This is a genomic window from Kitasatospora sp. NPDC001095 (genome assembly GCF_053598615.1).
Window position 1 is genome coordinate 92,667 of the sequence record NZ_JBSFKQ010000014.1, and the last position, 19,645, is coordinate 112,311.

Here is a 19,645-nt window from a genome sequence, read left to right on the forward strand (position 1 = left end):
CCTTACGGGGGCGCATCCGCGGCCCCGCAAGGAAGGATGCGCCGCGCCCGATCCGCCCCCTGTCCCGCACGGGACGCCGGGGCATGCCACCATCTTCCGGGGCGGTGAGTGGTGATACGAGGACAAGACCAGATGACCGGGACGGCTGACGTGGGCGTGGACAAGGACTCCGACGAGTCCACCACCGCCGTGCCGCCGCCCGGGAACGAGAACGAGGGCCGGCCCGAACCGGGGCCGACGCCGGAAGTCTCCCTGATCAAGGACCGGACGATCAAGACCCCCGCACCAGCGAAGGCCCCCGGACAGCCCGGCCCGCCCCCGGTCGAGACCACCGCGGCCCCGGAGCCGGCGGCCGCGCGGGGCCCGCAGGCCCCCGCCGCCCCGCCCGAGGACCACGAGGCCCTGGACGACGCCCCGCACCTGGACGTCGACGAGCCGCTGCTCGCCGCCCGCGCGCACCGCCCGTCCGACCTGATCCGATTCCTGGCCGGCGTCCTCGGGATCGTCGCCGTCTTCGTGCTGGCCGGCATCGCCACCTCGACCACCACCGGCATCGAGCAGGACATCGCCTCCAACGCGCCGCACTTCTCCGCGGTGTTCTCCACCATCACCGGCCTGCTCTCCAGCGTCGCGGTGCTCGCCGTGCCGCTGGCCTTCGCCGTCGAGCGGCTGATCAAACGCGACGGCCTGCGGGTCGCCGACGGCGTGCTCGCCTCGGTGCTGGCGTACGGCGTCTCGCTCGGCATCGACTGGTGGGTGGCCGAGGGCGCCTCCGAGCACATCAGGGACGCGCTGACCCGGCTGCCGATGGACAGCAACGGCACCCTCACCGACCCGGTGCACGGCTACCTCGCCCCGGTGATCGCCTACATGACCGCCGTCGGCATGTCCAGCAGACCGCGCTGGCGGGTCGCCCTGTGGGTGGTGGTCGTCTTCAGCGGCGTCACCGAGCTGCTCGGCGGCTACACCACCCCGATGTCGCTGCTGCTCACCGTGCTGATCGGCTGGTCCGTCGCCTACGGCACGCTGTACGCGATCGGCTCCCCCAACATCCGGCCCACCGGCCAGCACCTGATGATCGGCCTGCGCAAGGTCGGCTTCACCCCGGCCGGCGCCGTGCGCGCCCCCGACGCCCCCGGCGGCACCCGCCGCTACCACGTCACCCAGCAGGCCGGGCCCCAGCTGGACGTCCACATCATCGACCGCGAGCAGCAGGCCTCCGGCTTCTTCTACCGGGCCTGGCGGCGGCTGCGGCTGCGCTCGGTCGCGGTGCGCCGCAGCCCCCAGTCGCTGCGCCAGGCGCTGGAGCAGGAGGCCCTGATCGCGTACGCCGCGGCCGCCTCGGGCGCCCGCGCGCCGCAGCTGGTCGCCACCTCCGAGCTCGGCCCGGACGCCGCGATCCTGGTGTACGAGAACGTCGAGGGCCGCACCCTGGACGAGCTGGCCGACGAGGAGGTCACCGACCGGGTGATGGCCTCGATCTGGCAGTCGGTGGCCGCCCTGCACGAGCGTCGGATCGCCCACCGCCGGCTCACCGGCGAGTCGCTGCTGGTGGTGGACGAGCGGTCCGGCTGCCTGGTCAACCTCTCCGGCGGCGACATCGCCGCCACCGACCTGACGCTGCGGATCGACGTCGCCCAGCTGCTCACCACCTTCGCGCTGCGGATCGGCCCGGAGCGGGCCGTCGCCACCGCCAACGCGGTGCTCGGCGCCGACCGGGTGGCGCAGGCGCTGCCGCTGCTCCAGCCGGTCGGGATGAGCCGCTCCACTCGGGTCGACCTCGCCAAGCTCACCAAGGAGCGCAAGACCGCCGCCCGGGCCAGGGCGCTGGAGCAGGTCGCGGCCGGCGAGCGCACCCAGCAGCAGGCGGAGGAGGACATCGCGGCGGCCGGCGAGGACCTGCTGAGCCGCATCCGCGGCCAGATCCTCCAGATCGCCCCCGAGGCCCCGATGGCCCCGGCCAAGCTGGAACGGCTGAAGCCGAAGACCCTGATCATGGTCATCGCGCTCACCTTCGCCGCCTACCTGGCGCTGACCACCATCAAGCCGGCCCAGCTGAAGCTCTCCCAGATGAACTGGGCCTGGGCCGCGGCCGCGCTGCTCGCCGCCGCCTTCAGCTACGTGGCCGCCTCGATGAGCCTGACCGGCTTCGTCCCCGAGCGGCTGCCGTTCCGGCGCACCGTCGCCGCCCAGCTGGCCGGCTCCTTCGTCAAGCTGGTCGCCCCCGCCGCGATCGGCGGCATCGCGCTCAACACCCGCTACCTGCAGAAGGCCGGCATCCGCTCCGGCCAGGCGGTCGCCTCGGTCGGCGCCTCCCAGCTGGCGGGCCTGGCCGGGCACCTGCTGCTGCTGTTCAGCTTCGGCCTGATCACCGGCAGCCAGACCAACGGGGACCTCTCCGCCTCCCGCGCGGTGATCATCGGCGTGCTGTCCGCCGCCGTGCTCGCCCTGGTGGTGGCCGCCGTCGCGCCGCTGCGCCGGTTCGTGCTGGGCCGGCTGCGCTCGCTGTTCTTCGGCGTGGTGCCGCGGATGCTCGACCTGATGCAGACGCCCAGCAAGCTGGTCACCGGCTTCGGCGGCATCCTGCTGCTGACCCTCTCCTTCACCGCCTGCCTGGACTTCTCGGTGCAGGCCTTCGGCGGGGACGTCAGCTTCTCGGCCGTCGCGGTGGTCTTCCTGACCGCCAACGCGGCCGGCTCGGCGATCCCCACCCCCGGCGGCATCGGCCCGGTCGAGGTCGCCCTGATCGGCGCCCTGACCGTCGCCGACGTCTCCCCCGCGGTCGCCACCCCGGCGGTCTTCCTCTACCGGGCGCTCACCTTCTGGCTGCCGGTGATCCCCGGCTGGATCGCCTACAACGTGCTCCAGCGCAAGAACGCGCTCTGAGCCGCCCCGGAACACAGGAAAGGGCCCGCCGTCCGGCGGGCCCTTCTCCGTTCCGCTCCTAGTAGACCGGCTTGTGCGGCTCGATCTGGTTCACCCAGCCGAGCACGCCGCCGCCCAGGTGCACGGCGTTGCCGAAGCCGGCGGCCTTCACCACGGCCAGCACCTCGGCCGAGCGCACGCCCGACTTGCAGTGCAGCACGATCTTCCGGTCCTGCGGCAGCTTCTCCAGCGCGTCGCCCATCAGGAACTCGTTCTTCGGGATCAGCACCGCGCCGGGGATGTTGACGATCTCGTACTCGCCGGGCTCGCGGACGTCGATGAGGAAGATGTCCTCCTTGTCGTCCTGCCACTGCTTGAGCTGCTGCGAGGTGATGGTCGAGCCGGCGGCGGCGGCCTGCGCCTCCTCCGACACGACGCCGCAAAAGGCCTCGTAGTCGATCAGCTCGGTGACCGTCGGGTTCTCCCCGCAGACGGCGCAGTTCGGGTCCTTGCGGACCTTCACCTGGCGGTAGTTCATCTCCAGGGCGTCGTAGATCATCAGCCGGCCGACCAGCGGCTCACCGATGCCGGCCAGCAGCTTGATCGCCTCGTTGACCTGGATCGAGCCGATGGACGCGCACAGCACGCCCAGCACGCCGCCCTCGGCGCAGGAGGGGACCATGCCCGGCGGCGGGGCCTCCGGGTAGAGGCAGCGGTAGCACGGGCCGTGCTCGGCCCAGAAGACGCTGGCCTGGCCGTCGAAGCGGTAGATCGAGCCCCACACGTACGGCTTGCCGAGCAGCACCGCGGCGTCGTTCACCAGGTAGCGGGTGGCGAAGTTGTCGGTGCCGTCCACGATCAGGTCGTAGCCGGAGAAGATCTCCATGACGTTGGAGTTGTCGAGGCGCTCCTCGTGGAGCACCACGTTCACGTACGGGTTGATCTCCTTGACCGAGTCGCGGGCCGACTCCGCCTTGGAACGGCCGACGTCCGACTGGCCGTGGATCACCTGGCGCTGCAGGTTCGACTCGTCGACCACGTCGAACTCGACGATGCCCAGCGTGCCGACACCGGCGGCGGCCAGGTACAGCAGGGCCGGCGAGCCGAGACCGCCGGCGCCGACGCACAGCACCTTGGCGTTCTTCAGCCGCTTCTGCCCCGCCATGCCCACGTCCGGGATGATCAGGTGGCGGGAGTACCGGCGGACCTCGTCGACGGTGAGCTCGTCGGCCGGCTCGACCAGGGGTGGCAACGACACGGGGACTCCGATGGGTCGTGTTCGGGTGGCCAGGGCCAACCTCGGTGCGGGGTTGTCGCTCCGCCACGCGGGTGGCTGTCTAGGCCAACAGTGTCACGCCCCGACACTATTCCGAGACAGCCCGTCCGATGGGCGAGACGGGCCACGTCGGATCGTGGAACCCGCGACGGGGCCCCGGAAGGCGCCCCGAGCCCGTGGTTGACGGGCTCGGGGCACTGCCCGGCGCGCTCACACCCGACAGGCCGTCTCCAGCCAGACGTCGCCCAGCGACTCCTCCAGCGGCACCTGCGTCCGCCATCCGAGACGGTCCCTGGCGGTGCGCACGTCCGCCTGCCGCCACGGCACCGGCTCGCCCGGCACCGGCCGCCCCTCCGGCCGGTGCCCCTCCGGCCGGTGCCCGGGCAGGTGGTGGCCCGGCAGGTGGTCGCCACCCGCCCCGACGGCCTGCGCCGGCAGCAGGACCTGCCGGTTCTCCTCGACGATCTGCCCCTCGAAGCCCGAGGCCCGCACCAGCAGCTGGGCCGCGTCCCGGGCCCGGACGGCGTGCCCGCTGCCGATGTTGACCACCCCCGTGGCGGCCGACACCGCGGCCGCCTGGATGGCCCGCGCGACGTCCCGCACGTCCACGAAATCCCGGTATCCGGACAGGTCCGGCATCCGCACCTGGTGCTCGTCCCGCTCCAGCGCCCGCCGCAGGCCCTCGGCCAGCCGCCCGAACAGCGAGGCGGTCGGCGCCCCCGGGCCCACCACGTCGAACACCCGCAGCACCGCCGCGTCCAGCCCGGACGCCAGCACCAGCTCCGTCCCGGCCAGCTTGGACACCCCGTACGGGCCGACCGGCCGCGGCTCGGCCTGCTCGGACACCGGCACCCCGCCGGGCACCGGCCCGTACTCGGCGGCCGAGCCGACGTGCACCAGCCGGGCCGGCTCCCGGCTGCGCCGGATGGCCTCGCAGACGGTCGCGACGGCCAGCGTGTTCGACCGGATCAGGGTTCGCGAGCTGCCGTAGGTGGCGCCCGCACAGTTGATCACCACCTGCGGCGCGACCGCGTCCAGGAACCGGGCCAGCGCGCCCGGGCTCCCGGTGGTCAGGTCGAAGCGGATGTCGGCCGAGTCGCGCCGGCCGAGCACCGTCACCTGCAACTCCTGGTCCATCAGCAGACGATCGGTGACCCGGCGGCCGATGAAGCCGTCGGCGCCCAGCAGCAGCACCCTCATCGGGGGTGTCCTTCCACGAAGCCAGCTCGGGACGACCTGGCGGACTGAGTTCAACGAACGGGACGAAACCGGGGATCACGCGGTGGATCCCGGAGTGGATCGAAGGAACGGGCGGACGGCCCTCGGCGGCCGTGCCCGGCGCAGGCGCTCGCGGAGGCCGCTCAGCGGTGCGAGCCGGCCCGGCCGAGCACCGCCCCGGCGTACGCCAGCAGCGCCACCGCGACGGTGCCGCCGCCGAGCAGCCACGCCTCCGGGGCCGGGCGCCCCAGGGCGAGCGGCCCGAGCACCGCGGCGGCCCCGGCCGACGCCCCCGCCGCGGCGGCCGTCGCCCGGCCGCACCGCGCCAGCAGCACTGGCAGCACCAGCAGCAGGCCCAGCACTCCCTGCGCCGCCCACTGGGCGGGGCCGGCCCGCTCGACCGCCAGGTGCAGCAGCCCGCCGCCGTGGCCCGGTCCGGGGCGCGGCGCGACGACGGCCAGCACGGCCAGCGCGGTGAAGCTCAGCACCCCGAGCACCGCCAGGTGCAGGGCCAGCGCGACCGGGAGCACCGGCCGCATCCGGGCCCGGAACCCGGCCAGGGTGCCCGCCGCGCCCAGGTGGCCGCGGCCGACCTGCCGGTACCAGCGGGCCGTCCGCTCGGCCGCCCCGACCGACACCGCCGCCGCCACCGCCAGCGCGACGGCCGACGGGCGGTCCCCGCCCGGCGCGGCCGGCGGGAGCAGCAGCAGCGCGGCCAGGCCCAGCCCGTGGCCCAGCGCCGCCGGACGGAGCCGGGTGCCGCGGCGACCGGGCCCGGCGCCCGGCGGGGCCGGCTCGGCCGGGGGCGGCGCGGTCAGCGCGGGCAGCAGCACCAGAGGGACGGCGACGCACAGCAGCACCGGCCAGCGCGGGCCGAGCGCGGCCGCCCCCGCGCAGGGCGGCGCGGCCAGCGCGGCTGCGGTCAGCGCGGCCCTGGCGGCGGCCCCGCCCGTCCGCGGCGGCTCCACCGGCCCGGGCACCGGCGGGCGGCGGGGCACCCGGGCGTACAGCTCCTCGGCCAGCGAGAACAGGTCGGCGTGCCGGCAGCGGGCGGCGGCGTCCCGGCCGAGCCCGGCCTCCTCCAGCCCGGCGGCGATCTCCAGCGGGTCGACGGCGCGCTCGCACAGCTCGCGGTGCTCCGCCATCACCTCGCGCACCGGGTCCGCGCTGCAGCCGAGCAGGGTGGCGCCGGACATCAGACGGCCTCGGCGAGTTCGGCCGACCGCCGCCCGGCCGGCTCCCCCGGGCCGCCGGGGTCCGCGCTCCCGCCCGGCGCGGGGGCCTGCCCGGCGCCGCGCGGGCCGTCGGCCAGCCAGTACTCGGCGGGGCGGGCGAAGGGGCGCGGCACCGGCCCGTCCTCGCCGCCGCCCCCGCCGTCGGGGAAGGCCGGGTACTGCGAGACCAGCTCCAGGTAGATCTCCCGGAAGGCGCCGATCACCGGCTCCACGGCGAAGCGTTCCTGCGCCCGCAGCCGCCCGGCCAACCCGAGCCGGCCGCGCCGCTCCTCGTCGCGCAGCAGCGCCAGGCAGGCGCCGGCCAGGGCGCGCGGATCGCGGGCGGGCACCAGCAGCCCAGTCGGCCCGACCACCTCACGGGCCACCCCGACGTCCGTGGAGACCACCGCCCGGCCGCTGAGCATCGCGTCCGCCAGCAGCCGGGGGCTGCGCTGGGACCGTCCCGAGAAGACCGCCACCGTGCCCGACTCCCAGGCTTCGGCGACCGAGCCGGGCCGGCCGGCGAAGTCCACCGCCGGAGCCGCCCCCAGCCGCTCGGCCAGCGCCGCGCAGTGCGCCCGGTGGCCGGGCGCCGTCTCCTCGCCGTACACCAGCAGCCGGGCGCCGGGCAGCTCGGCGCGGACCCGGGCGAAGGCGTGCAGCGCGAGCTCCGGGTCCCGGCCCGGCTCCAGCGCGCCGGCCCACACCAGGGTCGGCGCCGCGGGCTCGGGCCCGGCGGCCGGGCGGTCCACCGCCGGCGTGCCCTCGTACACCACCCGGGTACGGGCCGGGTCGGCGCCGCAGCGGCGCTGCCACTGCTGGTCGTGGGCACTGCCGGGGGTGAGTATCGCGGCCTGTCGGTACGTCTCCTCGGTGAGCGCCCGGAAGAAGGACAGCAGCAGCGCGCGCACCGGCCACCGGTACGGCGCCTCGCGGTGGCGGAGGTACTGCTCGCGCAGGTGCGGGCCGTGCTCGGTGACCACGAACGGCACCCCGTGCAGGTGCCGGGCCACCAGGGCGGGCAGCGCGGCCGGACCGCCGCCGACCACGTGGCACAGGTCGGCCGCGCCGAGGCCGCCGGGGCCGGTGCCGTACCAGGGCGCCGACAGCGGGCGCAGGCACTGCTCCAACAGGTCTGCGGCGACCAGCACGTCGCACACCGGCGGCCGCCCGGCCGAGGTGTCCGCGCCGGGCAGCCGCCAGGTCCGTTCCAGCAGCCGGCGGGCGTGCGCGGAGGCCAGGAAGGCGGGCAGCGCGCCGTCCTCCCGGGCGAGTGCCGCCAGCCGGTACAGCCCGGGCCCGAAGCCGGCCCGCTCGGCGGGCAGCACCAGGGCCCGCAACAGTTGTTCGTACGCCCCGGCGTACCGGCGTCTGCGCGGCGCGGACGGGCGGCGCAGACGCCCCGCCGCCCGTCCGCCCGGCCGGCCCCCCCACGGCGCCAGCTCGTACGTGCCGCGCCACACGGGCGATGGCCGCTCCGCGGCGTCCTGGGCCTGCGGACCGGCGAGCAGGTAGCGCTCGAACCCGTGCTCCGGCAGGCCCTCGGCGAGCCGCTCGCACCAGTCCCCGGTACCACGCCGGGAATGCGGACGGGCACCCTCGGTGAGCAGGGCAACGCGCACGGGAGACCTCCGGGGCAGAGCGGATTCGCTGGGCGGGATCACGGACGGATCGACGGATTTCCGGGTGGCCCGGGCAGTGGCCCGGGCCCCCGCAGGGTGGCGGGGACGGGTCGGGCCGGGGAGTCCGGTCGGCCCCGGCCGGCGCCGCGGTGCCTCCGTGCGGCCCGCCGGCGGTCCGGTCGCGGACGCGCCGCGTTCCGTTCCCCCGGGTGCCCGCTCGCTCCGGCGGGTCGGGCCCGACCCGCCGGGACCCCTCGGCCGCGGCCGCCCTCCGGTTCCTCCGGCGGCCGCGGGCCCCCACACCTGTTCGGTCCGACAGCAGAAAGGTAGGACCGGCCCAGGCCGATCCATCGGTCACCTGCCTGCCTGCCACCTGATCGAGTGAACTGACGTGACCTCGACCGGAACCGGGGCGTTACCGGGCGGTATGCGCGGCCGCCCGCGTGGCGCCCGCCCGGGCGCGCGGTCGGACCGCCGCGGCGCGCGCCCGACCCCGGGCGGGTTCCCGGCCCGGGCGGGTTCCCGGCCCCGCGGGCGGGCCCCGGGCTCAGCCCTCGGCGTGGGCGATCAGCTCCCGCACGGCCCGGGCGACCTCCTCGGGGTGCTCCATCATCGCCACGTGCCCGGACTCGGGCAGCACCAGCAGCCGGGCGTCCGCGAACGCCGCGCAGGCGCGGCGGGCCGAGCGGTAGGAGACCAGCTTGTCGCGCAGCCCGTACACCAGCAGCACCGGCGCCGCGACCTGCTCGGCCTGCCGCCACAGCGCCTGGTCGCCGCGCTCGGTGTACGCCGAGACGATGCCGCGGGCCGAGCCGACGAGCGCCTGCATCGCGTGCGGCACCTCCAGCCGGCGCCGGTACTCGGCCACCGCCTCGGCGCGGGTCGCCGGGCTCAGACCGTCCGGGTCGCCGTAGACCAGCCGCAGCAGGTCCTCGGTGGCGGCCTCGGCGTCGCGCCCGCCCGCGGACAGCCGGCGCAGCAGAGCCGGCACCCCGGGCACCGCGAGCAGGCCGGTCGGCCAGGCGGAGCGCTGCGGGGGCAGCTCGGGCAGCGCCGGGGAGACCAGGGTGAGGCTGCGCACCAGGTCCGGTCGCAGGGCCGCGAGCCGGACGGCGACCGCCCCGCCCAGCGAGTTGCCGAACAGGTGGACCGGGCCGCGGCCGGAGGCCTCCAGGTAGCCGATCACCGCGCGGACGTGGCCGGAGACGGTGAGGTTGCCGTCGGTGGGCGGGTGGGAGCGGCCGAAGCCGGGCAGGTCCACGGCCTCGCCGTCGACGTGCCCGGAGAGCCGGTCCATCAGGGCCCCCCAGTTGGCGGCCGAGCCGCCGAGGCCGTGCACGAAGAGCCCGGGCTCGCGCCCGTCGGCGGCGCCGTCGGCGGCGGGGCGGTGCACCGCGAGCACCGCGCCGGGGACCTCGACCGTACGTACCTGCTGCTCAGCGCTGCTCATGGTGGACGATGGTAGTGAGCCTCCCCCCGCAGGCACCGGGGCGGTCTGGCCGCCGGACGCCCGCGTCCCACCACTGCCGAGGCCGAGGTCAGCGCCGTATTGTGGGCTCCTGACAACAAGGCCGACCGTCTTTTCACGCCCTCGCCGAACGCGGGCGCGGTTACCGAAAAGTAGAATCGGCCATCTTGCCAGCCGCGAACAGACCCCGAAGTGAGGAGCGCCGTGACGGCCATCCAGGAGGCGCAGGAGCGCCCGCGCGGTGCCCGCCTGCCGCGAAGCGCCCGCCGTGAACAACTGCTCGGTGCCGCCCAGGAGGTGTTCGTCGCGCAGGGCTACCACGCGGCCGCCATGGACGACATCGCCGACCGCGCCGGGGTGAGCAAGCCGGTGCTCTACCAGCACTTCCCCGGAAAGCTGGAGCTGTACCTGGCGCTGCTGGACAAGCACTGCGACGCCCTGGTCGAGTCGACCCGCGAGGCGCTGTCGACGACCAGCGACAACAAGCAGCGGGTGGCCAACACCATGGAGGCGTACTTCAACTACGTCTCCAGCGAGTCCGGTGCCTTCCGGCTGGTCTTCGAGTCGGACCTGACCAACGAGCCGGCCGTGCGCGAGCGGGTCGAGCGGGCCTCCGAGGCGAGCGCGACGCTGGTCAGCAAGGTGATCCAGGAGGACACCGACCTGCCCGAGGCGGAGTCCAAGCTGCTCGCCGCCGGCGTCTGCGGCCTGGCCCAGATCACCGCCCGGTACTGGCTCTCGCAGGGCCTGGAGATCCCGCGCGACGAGGCGGTCCGGCTGGTCGCCAGCCTGTCCTGGCGCGGACTGAAGGGCTTCCCGATGCACGCGGGCGAGCAGCCCGGCGAGGGCACCGCCCACCAGGGCTGATCCGCCGACCTTCGCCGGGCCGGGGATCCGGTGCTCTATGGTGAAGCCGTACGGCACGGTCGCCGCGAACGCTTGTCCCAGGCGGTCCGGTGCCCGTGCGTGGAGGCTGCAACCCCGGAGGGACGGAAGCCGTGGAGGTCAAGATCGGCGTGCAGAACGCGCCGCGCGAGATCGTGATCGAGAGCTCGCAGACTGCCGATGAGGTCCAGAGCGCGGTCGCGAAGGCGCTGGAGGGCTCGGAGAAGATCTTCGCGCTGTCCGACGAGCACGGCCGTCGCGTCATCGTTCCGGCCGAGCGCCTGGCGTACGTGGAGATCGGCGAGCAGGCCGCCCGCAAGGTCGGCTTCGGCACCGTCTGAGACGCCGCCGCACAGGATCGTCCGGTGCCCCGTTCCCACCAGGGAGCGGGGCACCGTCGCGTGTACGGGCAGGTCGGGCGGGGTACGGCGGAGGGAGCGGCACCCTCGCCGTACCGCGCCCGTTCCCCCCGGGAGGCAGCCTTGCTGGTCGAGTCGATCGCCTTCGCCCTCGTCGGCCTGGTCACGGGCGGCGTCGCCCTGCTGGCCCTGCCGGCGTACTTCCGGGCCTCCCGCGCCCTGACGCTGGGCACCGCGCTGGCGGCGGCGCTGGTCGGCGGGGTCGTCGCGCACTTCGGCGTGGACGGGCGCCAGCCCGCGGTGTCCGTCGTGGCCGCGGCGGTGGCCGCGGTCGTGCTCACCTCGCTGCTGGCCCGGCCGGACCTCGCCGACGGGCGCGCCCCGGCGCACCGGCACCACCCGCACCACGCTGGCGCCCACCGCACGTCGCGGCGGCACCGGGCGGCCTGAGCGGGCGGGCCCGTAGCGGCTAGGACGCCAGGCCGAGGGCGGCCATCCGCCGGGTGTGCGCCTCGGTGATCCGGTTGAACATCTTGCCGACCTCGACCAGGTCGAAGCCCTGCACCTGGACGCCGCCGACCAGCAGGTTGGACAGCGCGTCGCGCTCGGCGACCACCCGCTGGGCCTGGCTGAGCGCCTCGCCCATCAGCCGCCGGCCCCACAGGGCGAGCCGGCCGCCGGACCGCGGGTCGGCCTCGATCGCCTGGCGGACCTTGTCGACCGCGAACTGCGCGTGGCCGGTGTCGGACATGACGCTCAGCACCAGGTCGCGGGTGTCGTCGTCCAGCCGGACGGCCACCTCGCGGTAGAAGTCGGTGGCGATGGCGTCGCCGACGTAGGCCTTGACCAGGCCCTCAAGCCAGTCCGAGGGCGCCGTCATCCGGTGGAACAGCTCCAGCGGCTCGACGAAGGGCCGCATCGCCTCCTGCGGGTCGGCGCCGATCTCGGCGAGCCGGTCGTGCAGCCGCTGGTAGTGCTGGAACTCGGCGGAGGCCATCCTGGCCAGCGCCGCCTTGTCGGCGAGGTCGGGCGCCAGCTTGGCGTCCTCGGCGAGCCGCTCGAAGGCGCTCAGCTCGCCGTACGCGAGCGCGCCGAGCAGGTCCAGTACGGCCGCCCGGTAGCCGGGGTCGGCCGAGCACGCGGCCCAGTCCCCGATCGAGCCGGCCGCCGCGTCCTGCGTCTCACCACTGGTGTCCATGACCCGCAACTTTAGTCCCGCCCCGCCGCCCCGTGCCCGGGCACGCCTGGTGACCGGCCGTACCGGCCGCTCCGGTGGCAGTTGCCGGGGGCAATGTCAGACGCGTCACGTGTTCGACTCGTCGCCTGACTGTATGGTGGTACGGAGCCCGTCGTGTTCGCATGGTGTCACCGCCGTCTCGGTACCCCGCGCGAACCCTCCGTAGCGGCACCGTCCAGCCGGACGTGTCCGCACCGGTGGCACGGTACTCACGTACGCGGATGCCCGGTCGGAGAGCCGATCGGCTCCGACCATGGCTTGGACTTCAAGCCTTGGCACCGCATCAGTGGCCGAGCGAGGGCCGCCGAGACCACGCCCCGAGGCGGAGGTCCCGCGCAGGTCCCTCACGGGAATCCTCCCCGACGCCGCCGGCGACGCGCCCCGCACCAGGGCAGCGCGCACCGGCCGGCCGCAGGGACCGGCGCGGTTGTGCGTCCGCGCAGCTGTACCAGGGCCGCCCAGGCCCGTAGGCAGCCGCGCGGCTGCCCGCCCGCCGCTCGCTCTCGGCCCCTCCACACGGAAGAGGCAGCACCCTGTCCACCACCGCTGAACCCATCAAGACGACCTTCCGGGAACTGGGGATCCTCCCGGAGACCGCCGAGGCCCTGGAGGCCGTCGGCATCGTCCACCCCTTCCCCATCCAGGAGATGACCCTCCCGGTCGCGCTGACCGGCCACGACGTCATCGGCCAGGCCAAGACCGGCACCGGCAAGACCCTCGGCTTCGGCCTCCCGCTGATCGAGCGGGTCGTCGTGCGCGCCGACGTGGACGCCGGCCGGGCCGCCGAGGAGCAGCTCACCGACTTCCCGCAGGCGCTGATCGTCGTCCCGACCCGCGAGCTGTGCACCCAGGTCACCAACGACCTGCAGACCGCCGGCAAGGTCCGCAACGTGCGGGTCCTGGCCGTCTACGGCGGCCGGGCGTACGAGCCGCAGGTCGAGGCGCTCACCAAGGGCGTCGACATCGTGGTCGGCACCCCGGGCCGGCTGCTGGACCTCGCCGGGCAGAAGAAGCTGAACCTGTCCAAGGTCCGCGCGCTGGTCCTGGACGAGGCCGACGAGATGCTCGACCTGGGCTTCCTGCCCGACGTCGAGAAGATCATCACCATGCTGCCGGCCAAGCGGCAGACCCTGCTGTTCTCGGCCACCATGCCGGGCCAGGTCATCAGCCTCGCCCGCCGGTACATGAGCCAGCCGACCCACATCCGGGCCACCGCCCCGGACGACACCGGCACCACCGTCGCCAACATCGAGCAGCACATCTTCCGCGCGCACTCGCTCGACAAGGTCGAGATGGTCTCGCGCATCCTGCAGGCCGAGGGCCGCGGGCTGGCGATGATCTTCTGCCGCACCAAGCGCACCGCCGCCGACGTCTCCGACCAGCTGACCCAGCGCGGCTTCGCGGCCGGCGCGGTCCACGGCGACCTCGGCCAGGGCGCCCGCGAGCAGGCCCTGCGGGCCTTCCGCAACGGCAAGGTCGACGTGCTGGTCTGCACCGACGTCGCGGCCCGCGGCATCGACGTCGAGGGCGTCACCCACGTCATCAACTACCAGTGCCCCGAAGACGAGAAGACCTACCTCCACCGGATCGGCCGCACCGGCCGGGCCGGCGCCTCCGGCACCGCCGTCACCCTGGTCGACTGGGACGACATCCCGCGCTGGCAGCTGATCAACAAGGCGCTGGACCTGTCGTTCAACGACCCGGAGGAGACCTACTCCACCTCGCCGCACCTGTACGAGCTGCTGAAGATCGCGCCGGGCACCAAGGGCATCCTGCCGCGCTCGGAGCGGACCCGCGCCGGACTGGGCGCGGAGGAGGTCGAGGACCTCGGGGAGACCGGTGGACGCGGCGGCCGCTCGGGCCGCGGCAACGGTCGCGGTGGGCGCGGCGGCCAGGGCGGCTCCGGCCGTCCGGGCGCCGGTGCCGCTCCGGCCGAGGCCGAGGAGCAGAAGCCGCGCCGCACCCGTGAGCGCCGTCGCACCCGTCGGGGCTCGGTGGTCGGCGCCGACGGCGAGGCAGCTGCCGCCGTGACCGAGACCCCCGGGGCGGCTCCGGCCGTCGAGGGCGCCGAGGGCGAGGCCGCGCCGCGCCGTCGCCGCCGCCGCTCGCGCGGTGGTGCCTCCCCGGCCGCGGTCGAGGCCGCGGTGGCGGTCGAGGCGACTCCGGTCGCCGAGGCCGTCGTGGCCGAGGCCGTGGCGGTCGTCGAGGCCGCCGCCGAGGCGGTCGCCGAGGCTCCGGCCCCGGCGAAGAAGGCGACCCGCACCCGGACCCGCAAGCCGAAGGCGGAGGCCGTGGCGGTCGAGGCGACTCCGGTCGCCGAGGCCGTCGTGGCCGAGGCCGAGGCGGTCGTCGAGGCCGCCGCCGAGGCCCCGGCCCCCGCCAAGAAGGCGACCCGCACCCGGACCCGCAAGCCCAAGGCGGAGGCCGTCATGGCCGAGGCCGAGCCGGTCGTCGAGGCCGCCGCCGAGGCCCCGGCCCCGGCCCCGGCCAAGAAGGCCACCCGCACCCGCAAGCCGAAGGCCGAGGCCGCGGCGGAGGCCGTCGAGGCGGCTCCGGCCGCCGAGGCTCCTGCCCCGGCCAAGAAGGCCACCCGGGCCCGCAAGCCGAAGGCCGTCGCCGAGACCGCCCCGGAGGCCCCGGCCGCCGAGACCGCCGCCGAGGCCCCGGCCCCGCGCAAGCGCACCCGGACCCGCAAGGCCGCCGCGCCCGTGGAGGCCACCCCGGAGAGCTGACACCTCCGCGCCTCCCCCGAGGGGGCGCGCCAGGCCACCCGGCCGGCGCGCCCCCTCGGGCGTTCCACGCCCTAAGCTCGGGGCGTCGGGGAGTCGCCCGAAGGACAGCAGGTCACCGGCAGGACAGCAGGGAGTACAGCCCATGAGCACGCCGCCGTTTCTGACGCTGCCCGGGTGCGCGCGGGCCGAGCGGGTGGCGACCGGGCGCGGGGAGTTCGCGGCGCTGCGGGCGGAGCCGGCCGGGCCGGTGCGCGGCTCGGCGCTGCTGGTGCCGGGGTTCACCGGCAGCAAGGAGGACTTCATCGCGCTGCTGGCGCCGCTGGCGGCCGCCGGGTACCGGGTGACGGCCGTGGACCAGCGCGGGCAGTACCAGACCGGCGGCCCGGACGACCCGGCGGCGTACGGCGTCGGGGCGCTCGGGGCGGACGTGCGGGCGCTCACCGAGGCGCTGGCGGCCGACGGCACCCCGCCGCACCTGCTGGGGCACTCCTTCGGCGGCCAGGTGGTGCGCGAGGCGGTGCTCGCCGCGGCGGCCGAGGGCCCGCTGCCCTGGCGGTCGCTGACGCTGGTGTCCACCGGCCCGGGCGCGATCGACCCGGCCGAGGGGGCCCGCACCGAGCTGCTGCTGGACGCCCTGCGGGTGATGGACCTGGAGCAGATCTGGCAGATGATGCGGCAGCTGGAGGCGGGGAGCACGCAGCCGCGGCCGAGCCTGGAGCCGGCCGTCGCGGAGTTCCTGCACCGGCGTTGGCTGGCCAACGTGCCGCGGGCGCTGTCCGTCACCGGCGGCCACCTGGTGTCCGCGCCGGACCGGGTGGCGGAGCTGGCCGCCGCCACCGCCGGGCTGCCGGTGCTGGTGCTGTCCGGGGTGCGGGACTACGCCTGGCCGGTGCCGGAGCAGACCGCGATGGCCGAGCGCCTGGGCGCCCGCCGGGTGGTAGTCGCGGACGCCGGCCACTCCCCCAACGCCGAGCAGCCGACCGCTACCGCCGAGGCGCTGGCCGCGTTCTGGGCCTGACGGTTCTGGGCCTGACGGTTCCGGGCCTGACGCCGCCCGCGCGGACGCGTGCCGGCCGGGGCCGGTTCCGCCACCCCGCCAATAGTGGTCTGTACCACTTCCGCAACTTCGATCGGCTTCAACAGAGGACAAAATTCGTTAGTTACGGTAATCTTTGATTCTGTCCGGGAATCATCGCCGGCCTCCACTTCGGCGCAGAGCACCCGAAACCCGGACTTCACGGGCGGGCAACGCCCCGGTAGCACCGCCACCTCACCGTGGTTCACGAGGCACTGGACGCACCAGGCAAGCAAGGGGGGCCCTTGCCGCAGCAGACCGCCGCACGCGCGGCGACGAACCGCCCGGTCCGGCCGCACCGCCGGACCCGAACGACCCCGAAAGAGCTGACACCCACTCAGCCGCGACCGCCCCGCCCCGCGGGGCCAGGAATGGAGACGCCCATGACGAAGACCATGCGCTTCGAGATCGTCCGACTCGACGACGTCAACGGCTCCGCCGCCGACCGCCTGATCGCCGACGCCGCCACCGTGCGCGAGGTCGTCGACGCCGCCGCCCGCACCGGCGAGCGCCTGCTCATCCGCCCGTGCCCGACCGTCTGACCGAGCGCGGCGCCCGCTCCGCGGAGCCCCCAGCCGCCGCCGACGAGCCGGGAGCGTCCGATCCGGACGTCCCGATACCCGACTGACGCCCCGTCACCGCATTCGCCGATGACGGGGCGTCAGGGTGTCCGGGGCCGGAGCCCCGGACGTTTGCCGCCGCCCGGTACGGGACATCCCCCAACGGGAACCGCCCGCGACCGCCCACCCGGCGCCGGTCCGGGCGTCCGCCACCGACAGGTGCCGCCGAGCCCTCCGTACGGGTGATCGTCCTTGACGCGGCGGTCCGGAGGGAGGAGCGTTGACGGCTATGAGGGGCGAGCCAAGCTGCCCGAGGTGCGCCGGTCGGGTCCGCGCCCCCGGTCTGTTCTCAGACACCTGGCAGTGCGACCGGCACGGAGCGGTGCACCCGATGCAGCCGGTGCTGCCCCCGAGTGTGGAGGCCCTCGGCGTCGCCGTCGCCCGCTCCCAGGTCCCGGTCTGGCTGCCCTGGCCGCTCCCGGTCGGCTGGCTCTACACCGGCATCGCCCACGTCGGCGACGACGTCTCGGGCGCCCGGGCCACCGCCGTCGCCTGCTCCGGGCCCGCCCCACTCGGCGGCTTCGGCGAGCTGGTCCTGGTCGCCGAGGAGCTGGGGGTCGGCCTCGGCGCCCGCTACGCGGGCCTACCGGGGCCGGACCCGGGCGACTCCGTCGGCCTCTACAAGCCCGCCGACGCCAAACTGATGGCCGCCGGGCGGCCCACCCCGATGTTCCACGTCCCGGACGCCCCGGCCGACCGCGCGGTGTTCGTCGGCGAGGCCCGCGGGCTCTGGCTGTGGGCGGTCGCCTGGCCCGAGCAGTCCGCGCTGGTCATGTACGACGAACTGGTGCTCACCGACCTGCGCGAGGCCGGCGCCGAACTGGACCTGCTGCCCTGCGGGGCGCTCACGCCCCGACTGCTCGGCTGACGGCCGTCCCGCGGGCCGGGTCCGTCCGGAGCCGTGGGACGGCACCGTCCGCTGGCCTATCCTGGGCGGCACCCACGAGCCCCGGGAGTCCGATCCGTGCGCATCGACCTGCACGCCCACAGCAACGCCTCCGACGGCACCGACAGCCCGGCCGAGCTGGTCGCGGCGGCCGTCGCCGCGGACCTCGACGTGGTGGCGCTGACCGACCACGACACCGTGGCCGGCCACGCCGAGGCCGCCGGGGCGGTGCGCGCGCTGCCCGAGGGCACCCGGCTGACCGTCGTCCCGGGCGCCGAGCTGTCCTGCGTCGTGGACGGCATCAGCATGCACCTGCTGGCGTACCTGTTCGACCCCGCGGAGCCGGAGTTCGCGCGCGAGCGGGACCTGGTGCGCACCGACCGGTTCCGGCGCGGCCGGGCGATCGTGGAGCGCTGCCGGGAACTCGGCGCGGACATCAGCTGGGAGCAGGTGGAGCGGATCGCCGGGTCCGGCTCGGTCGGACGGCCGCACATCGCCAGCGCGCTGGTCGAGGCGGGCGTGGTGGCAACCGTCTCGGACGCCTTCACCGCCGACTGGCTGGCCAACGGCGGGCGGGCGGACGTCCGCAAGCACGAGACCGACCCGGTCGCGGCGGTCCGGCTGGTCCGGGGCGCCGGCGGGGTGCCGGTGTTCGCCCACCCGGGCGCGGTCAAGCGCGGCCGGACGGTCTCCGACCAGGTGATCGCCGACCTCGCGGCGGCCGGGCTGGCCGGGCTGGAGGTCGACCACACCGACCACGACGAGGAGACCAGGGTGAGGCTGCGCGGCCTGGCCGGCGAGCTGGGCCTGCTGGTCACCGGCTCCAGCGACTACCACGGCTCCCGCAAGACCGTCCGGCTCGGCGAGCACACCACCGACCCGCAGGTGTACGAGGCGCTGCTGGCGCAGGCCACCGGCGCGGAGCCGATCGGACGCTGAGCCGACGCGGGCCTCGCGCGACGAACGCGGGACCAGGGGAGCATGAGTCCCCTGGTCCCGCGTTCCGGCGTTTCGAAGCGCGTAGCGGGCGCACGGACCGGCGCGCACGCCCCGTCTGACCGGGCGTCAGCCGGACGGTCAGTCCAGCCGGACGCCGCGCCGCTGCGGGTCGCGCAGGTCGGTGCCCTGGTCGAGCCAGCGCTCCTGGAGCGCGGCCGCGCCGTGCACCCGCTTCCAGCCCGCCTCGTTGGGCGTCATCGGCAGCAGCGGCAGGAAGCGCACCGGGTCGGCCGGCTCGGCGAGTTCCAGGTCCTCGACCAGGCCGCCCGGTTCGGCCGCGAGCACCGAGGTGAAGGGCGCGCCGTCCCAGAGCGGGGACCCGAGGTCCAGCGAGCCGCCCGGGGCCACCACCAGGCCCTCGACCTGCGGGGTGGCGGCGAAGGTGGCCAGGGTGCGCAGCACGCTGTCCTGCCCGCCGCGGACGGTCAGCACCAGTTCGGCGCGCGGGCCGCGCAGTTGGTCGGCGACCGGCGCGGTCGGGTCGGCCATCGGCGCGGCGGACATGCCGAGCGTCGCGTACCGCACCAGGCCCGCGGCGTCCGGCCCGAAGCGCAGCACCTCGATCCGGTCGGCGCCGAGGAAGGTGACGGCGGCGCGGCCGCCCGGCTCGCCGAAGGTGGAGATCAGCCGGGCCTCGACGGCGGCCAGCACCGCCTCCCGGGAGAGCTCCGGGGAGTTGCCGCCGTGGGGGTCGCCGAAGAGCGGGAAGTCGTGCGCCATGCCGGTGAGCGTAACCCCCGGGGGTTCACGGACCGCGCGGGGGCGGGCCGCAGGGGCCCGTGGGCGGCATGGAGGCCCGCCCGGTCGGGGCCGCGCCAGGGTCCCGTAAAGCCTTGGGAAACCTCCGGGAACCCCTCGGCTGCGACGCCCGGTCAGATGTTAGGGTGAGCGACTGGCCACCGGGATCGTTTCGTCTCGGGGCGGCGGCGCGAAGGAGGTGGTTGCGGTGGATACCGGCCGACCATGCAGTACCGGCAGCTCTGCCCGGCCCCGACTTCCCCGTACCCCTCGCCCCGCAGGCCCAATCGGCTGAATCAGCCGCGGTAGCCCCGGGCTCGGGCCCCACGACGGACGGACCGGCCGGGAGAGCACTCTCATCCCCCGTTTCACCGGTGTTCTCCGCCGTCGTACCGCGGCCGAACGTTTCTCCTTCCGCGCCGCCGCGCGACGGTTCCTGCCTCTGGGAGCC

Annotated in this window: 16 protein-coding genes; 9 read left to right on the forward strand and 7 right to left on the reverse strand. The window is 75.5% G+C overall.

The window, feature by feature from the left end:
• The first annotated feature begins 132 nt into the window (after window positions 1–132).
• A complete protein-coding gene (locus ACWDBB_RS15480) occupies window positions 133–2,886 on the forward strand; it encodes a flippase-like domain-containing protein (RefSeq protein WP_449790051.1) in 2,754 nt (917 codons plus the stop codon).
• 58 nt (window positions 2,887–2,944) lie between these two features.
• Here the strand turns inward: ACWDBB_RS15480 and moeZ are convergent, their stop codons facing one another.
• From moeZ to ACWDBB_RS15505, 5 genes are all read right to left on the reverse strand, one after another.
• Window positions 2,945–4,123, reverse strand: coding sequence for an adenylyltransferase/sulfurtransferase MoeZ (gene moeZ, locus ACWDBB_RS15485; RefSeq protein ID WP_449790052.1), 1,179 nt, complete (start codon window positions 4,121–4,123; stop codon window positions 2,945–2,947).
• 228 nt (window positions 4,124–4,351) lie between these two features.
• Entirely contained in the window at window positions 4,352–5,341 is a 990-nt protein-coding gene (locus ACWDBB_RS15490) for an NAD-dependent epimerase/dehydratase family protein (protein WP_392873474.1), read from the reverse strand.
• Window positions 5,342–5,502: 161 nt separating this feature from the next.
• The gene (locus ACWDBB_RS15495) at window positions 5,503–6,555 is read right to left on the reverse strand and encodes a hypothetical protein (protein ID WP_449790053.1); all 1,053 of its coding nucleotides are present in this window, start codon (window positions 6,553–6,555) and stop codon (window positions 5,503–5,505) included.
• Window positions 6,555–8,195, reverse strand: coding sequence for a DUF3492 domain-containing protein (locus ACWDBB_RS15500; RefSeq protein ID WP_449790054.1), 1,641 nt, complete (start codon window positions 8,193–8,195; stop codon window positions 6,555–6,557). The genes ACWDBB_RS15495 and ACWDBB_RS15500 overlap by 1 nt, the downstream gene beginning before the upstream one ends.
• Window positions 8,196–8,742: 547 nt before the next feature.
• A complete protein-coding gene (locus ACWDBB_RS15505) occupies window positions 8,743–9,645 on the reverse strand; it encodes an alpha/beta fold hydrolase (protein WP_449790055.1) in 903 nt (300 codons plus the stop codon).
• A gap of 222 nt (window positions 9,646–9,867) precedes the next feature.
• On the opposite strand from ACWDBB_RS15505, the gene ACWDBB_RS15510 reads away from it, so the two are divergent.
• The 3 genes from ACWDBB_RS15510 to ACWDBB_RS15520 all read left to right on the forward strand — a co-directional run bounded on the left by ACWDBB_RS15510 (window position 9,868) and on the right by ACWDBB_RS15520 (window position 11,357).
• Window positions 9,868–10,530 carry a TetR/AcrR family transcriptional regulator gene (locus ACWDBB_RS15510; protein ID WP_449790056.1) on the forward strand — a complete coding sequence of 221 codons (663 nt, stop codon included), beginning with the start codon at window positions 9,868–9,870 and terminating at the stop codon, window positions 10,528–10,530.
• Between the two features lie 131 nt (window positions 10,531–10,661).
• Window positions 10,662–10,889, forward strand: a complete 228-nt coding sequence (locus tag ACWDBB_RS15515; RefSeq protein WP_449790057.1) for a DUF3107 domain-containing protein — start codon at window positions 10,662–10,664, stop codon at window positions 10,887–10,889.
• A gap of 141 nt (window positions 10,890–11,030) precedes the next feature.
• A complete protein-coding gene (locus ACWDBB_RS15520; RefSeq protein WP_449790058.1) occupies window positions 11,031–11,357 on the forward strand; it encodes a hypothetical protein in 327 nt (108 codons plus the stop codon).
• A gap of 19 nt (window positions 11,358–11,376) precedes the next feature.
• Here the strand turns inward: ACWDBB_RS15520 and ACWDBB_RS15525 are convergent, their stop codons facing one another.
• Window positions 11,377–12,105, reverse strand: a complete 729-nt coding sequence (locus ACWDBB_RS15525; protein ID WP_392873491.1) for a ferritin-like fold-containing protein — start codon at window positions 12,103–12,105, stop codon at window positions 11,377–11,379.
• 686 nt (window positions 12,106–12,791) lie between these two features.
• On the opposite strand from ACWDBB_RS15525, the gene ACWDBB_RS15530 reads away from it, so the two are divergent.
• From ACWDBB_RS15530 to ACWDBB_RS15550, 5 genes are all read left to right on the forward strand, one after another.
• Complete coding sequence (locus tag ACWDBB_RS15530; protein ID WP_449790059.1) at window positions 12,792–14,876, forward strand: DEAD/DEAH box helicase; 2,085 nt, start codon at window positions 12,792–12,794, stop codon at window positions 14,874–14,876.
• A gap of 142 nt (window positions 14,877–15,018) precedes the next feature.
• Window positions 15,019–15,894, forward strand: a complete 876-nt coding sequence (locus tag ACWDBB_RS15535) for an alpha/beta fold hydrolase (RefSeq protein WP_449790060.1) — start codon at window positions 15,019–15,021, stop codon at window positions 15,892–15,894.
• A gap of 440 nt (window positions 15,895–16,334) precedes the next feature.
• Window positions 16,335–16,493 (forward strand): hypothetical protein, encoded by a 159-nt coding sequence (locus ACWDBB_RS15540; RefSeq protein WP_402401893.1) that lies wholly within the window; start codon window positions 16,335–16,337, stop codon window positions 16,491–16,493.
• 307 nt (window positions 16,494–16,800) lie between these two features.
• The gene (locus tag ACWDBB_RS15545) at window positions 16,801–17,439 is read left to right on the forward strand and encodes a DUF6758 family protein (protein ID WP_392873500.1); all 639 of its coding nucleotides are present in this window, start codon (window positions 16,801–16,803) and stop codon (window positions 17,437–17,439) included.
• 96 nt (window positions 17,440–17,535) lie between these two features.
• Window positions 17,536–18,396, forward strand: coding sequence for a PHP domain-containing protein (locus ACWDBB_RS15550; RefSeq protein WP_449790061.1), 861 nt, complete (start codon window positions 17,536–17,538; stop codon window positions 18,394–18,396).
• Window positions 18,397–18,534: 138 nt separating this feature from the next.
• Here ACWDBB_RS15550 and ACWDBB_RS15555 read toward each other — a convergent pair whose 3' ends face one another.
• A complete protein-coding gene (locus ACWDBB_RS15555; RefSeq protein ID WP_449790062.1) occupies window positions 18,535–19,176 on the reverse strand; it encodes a suppressor of fused domain protein in 642 nt (213 codons plus the stop codon).
• Window positions 19,177–19,645 lie beyond the last annotated feature (469 nt).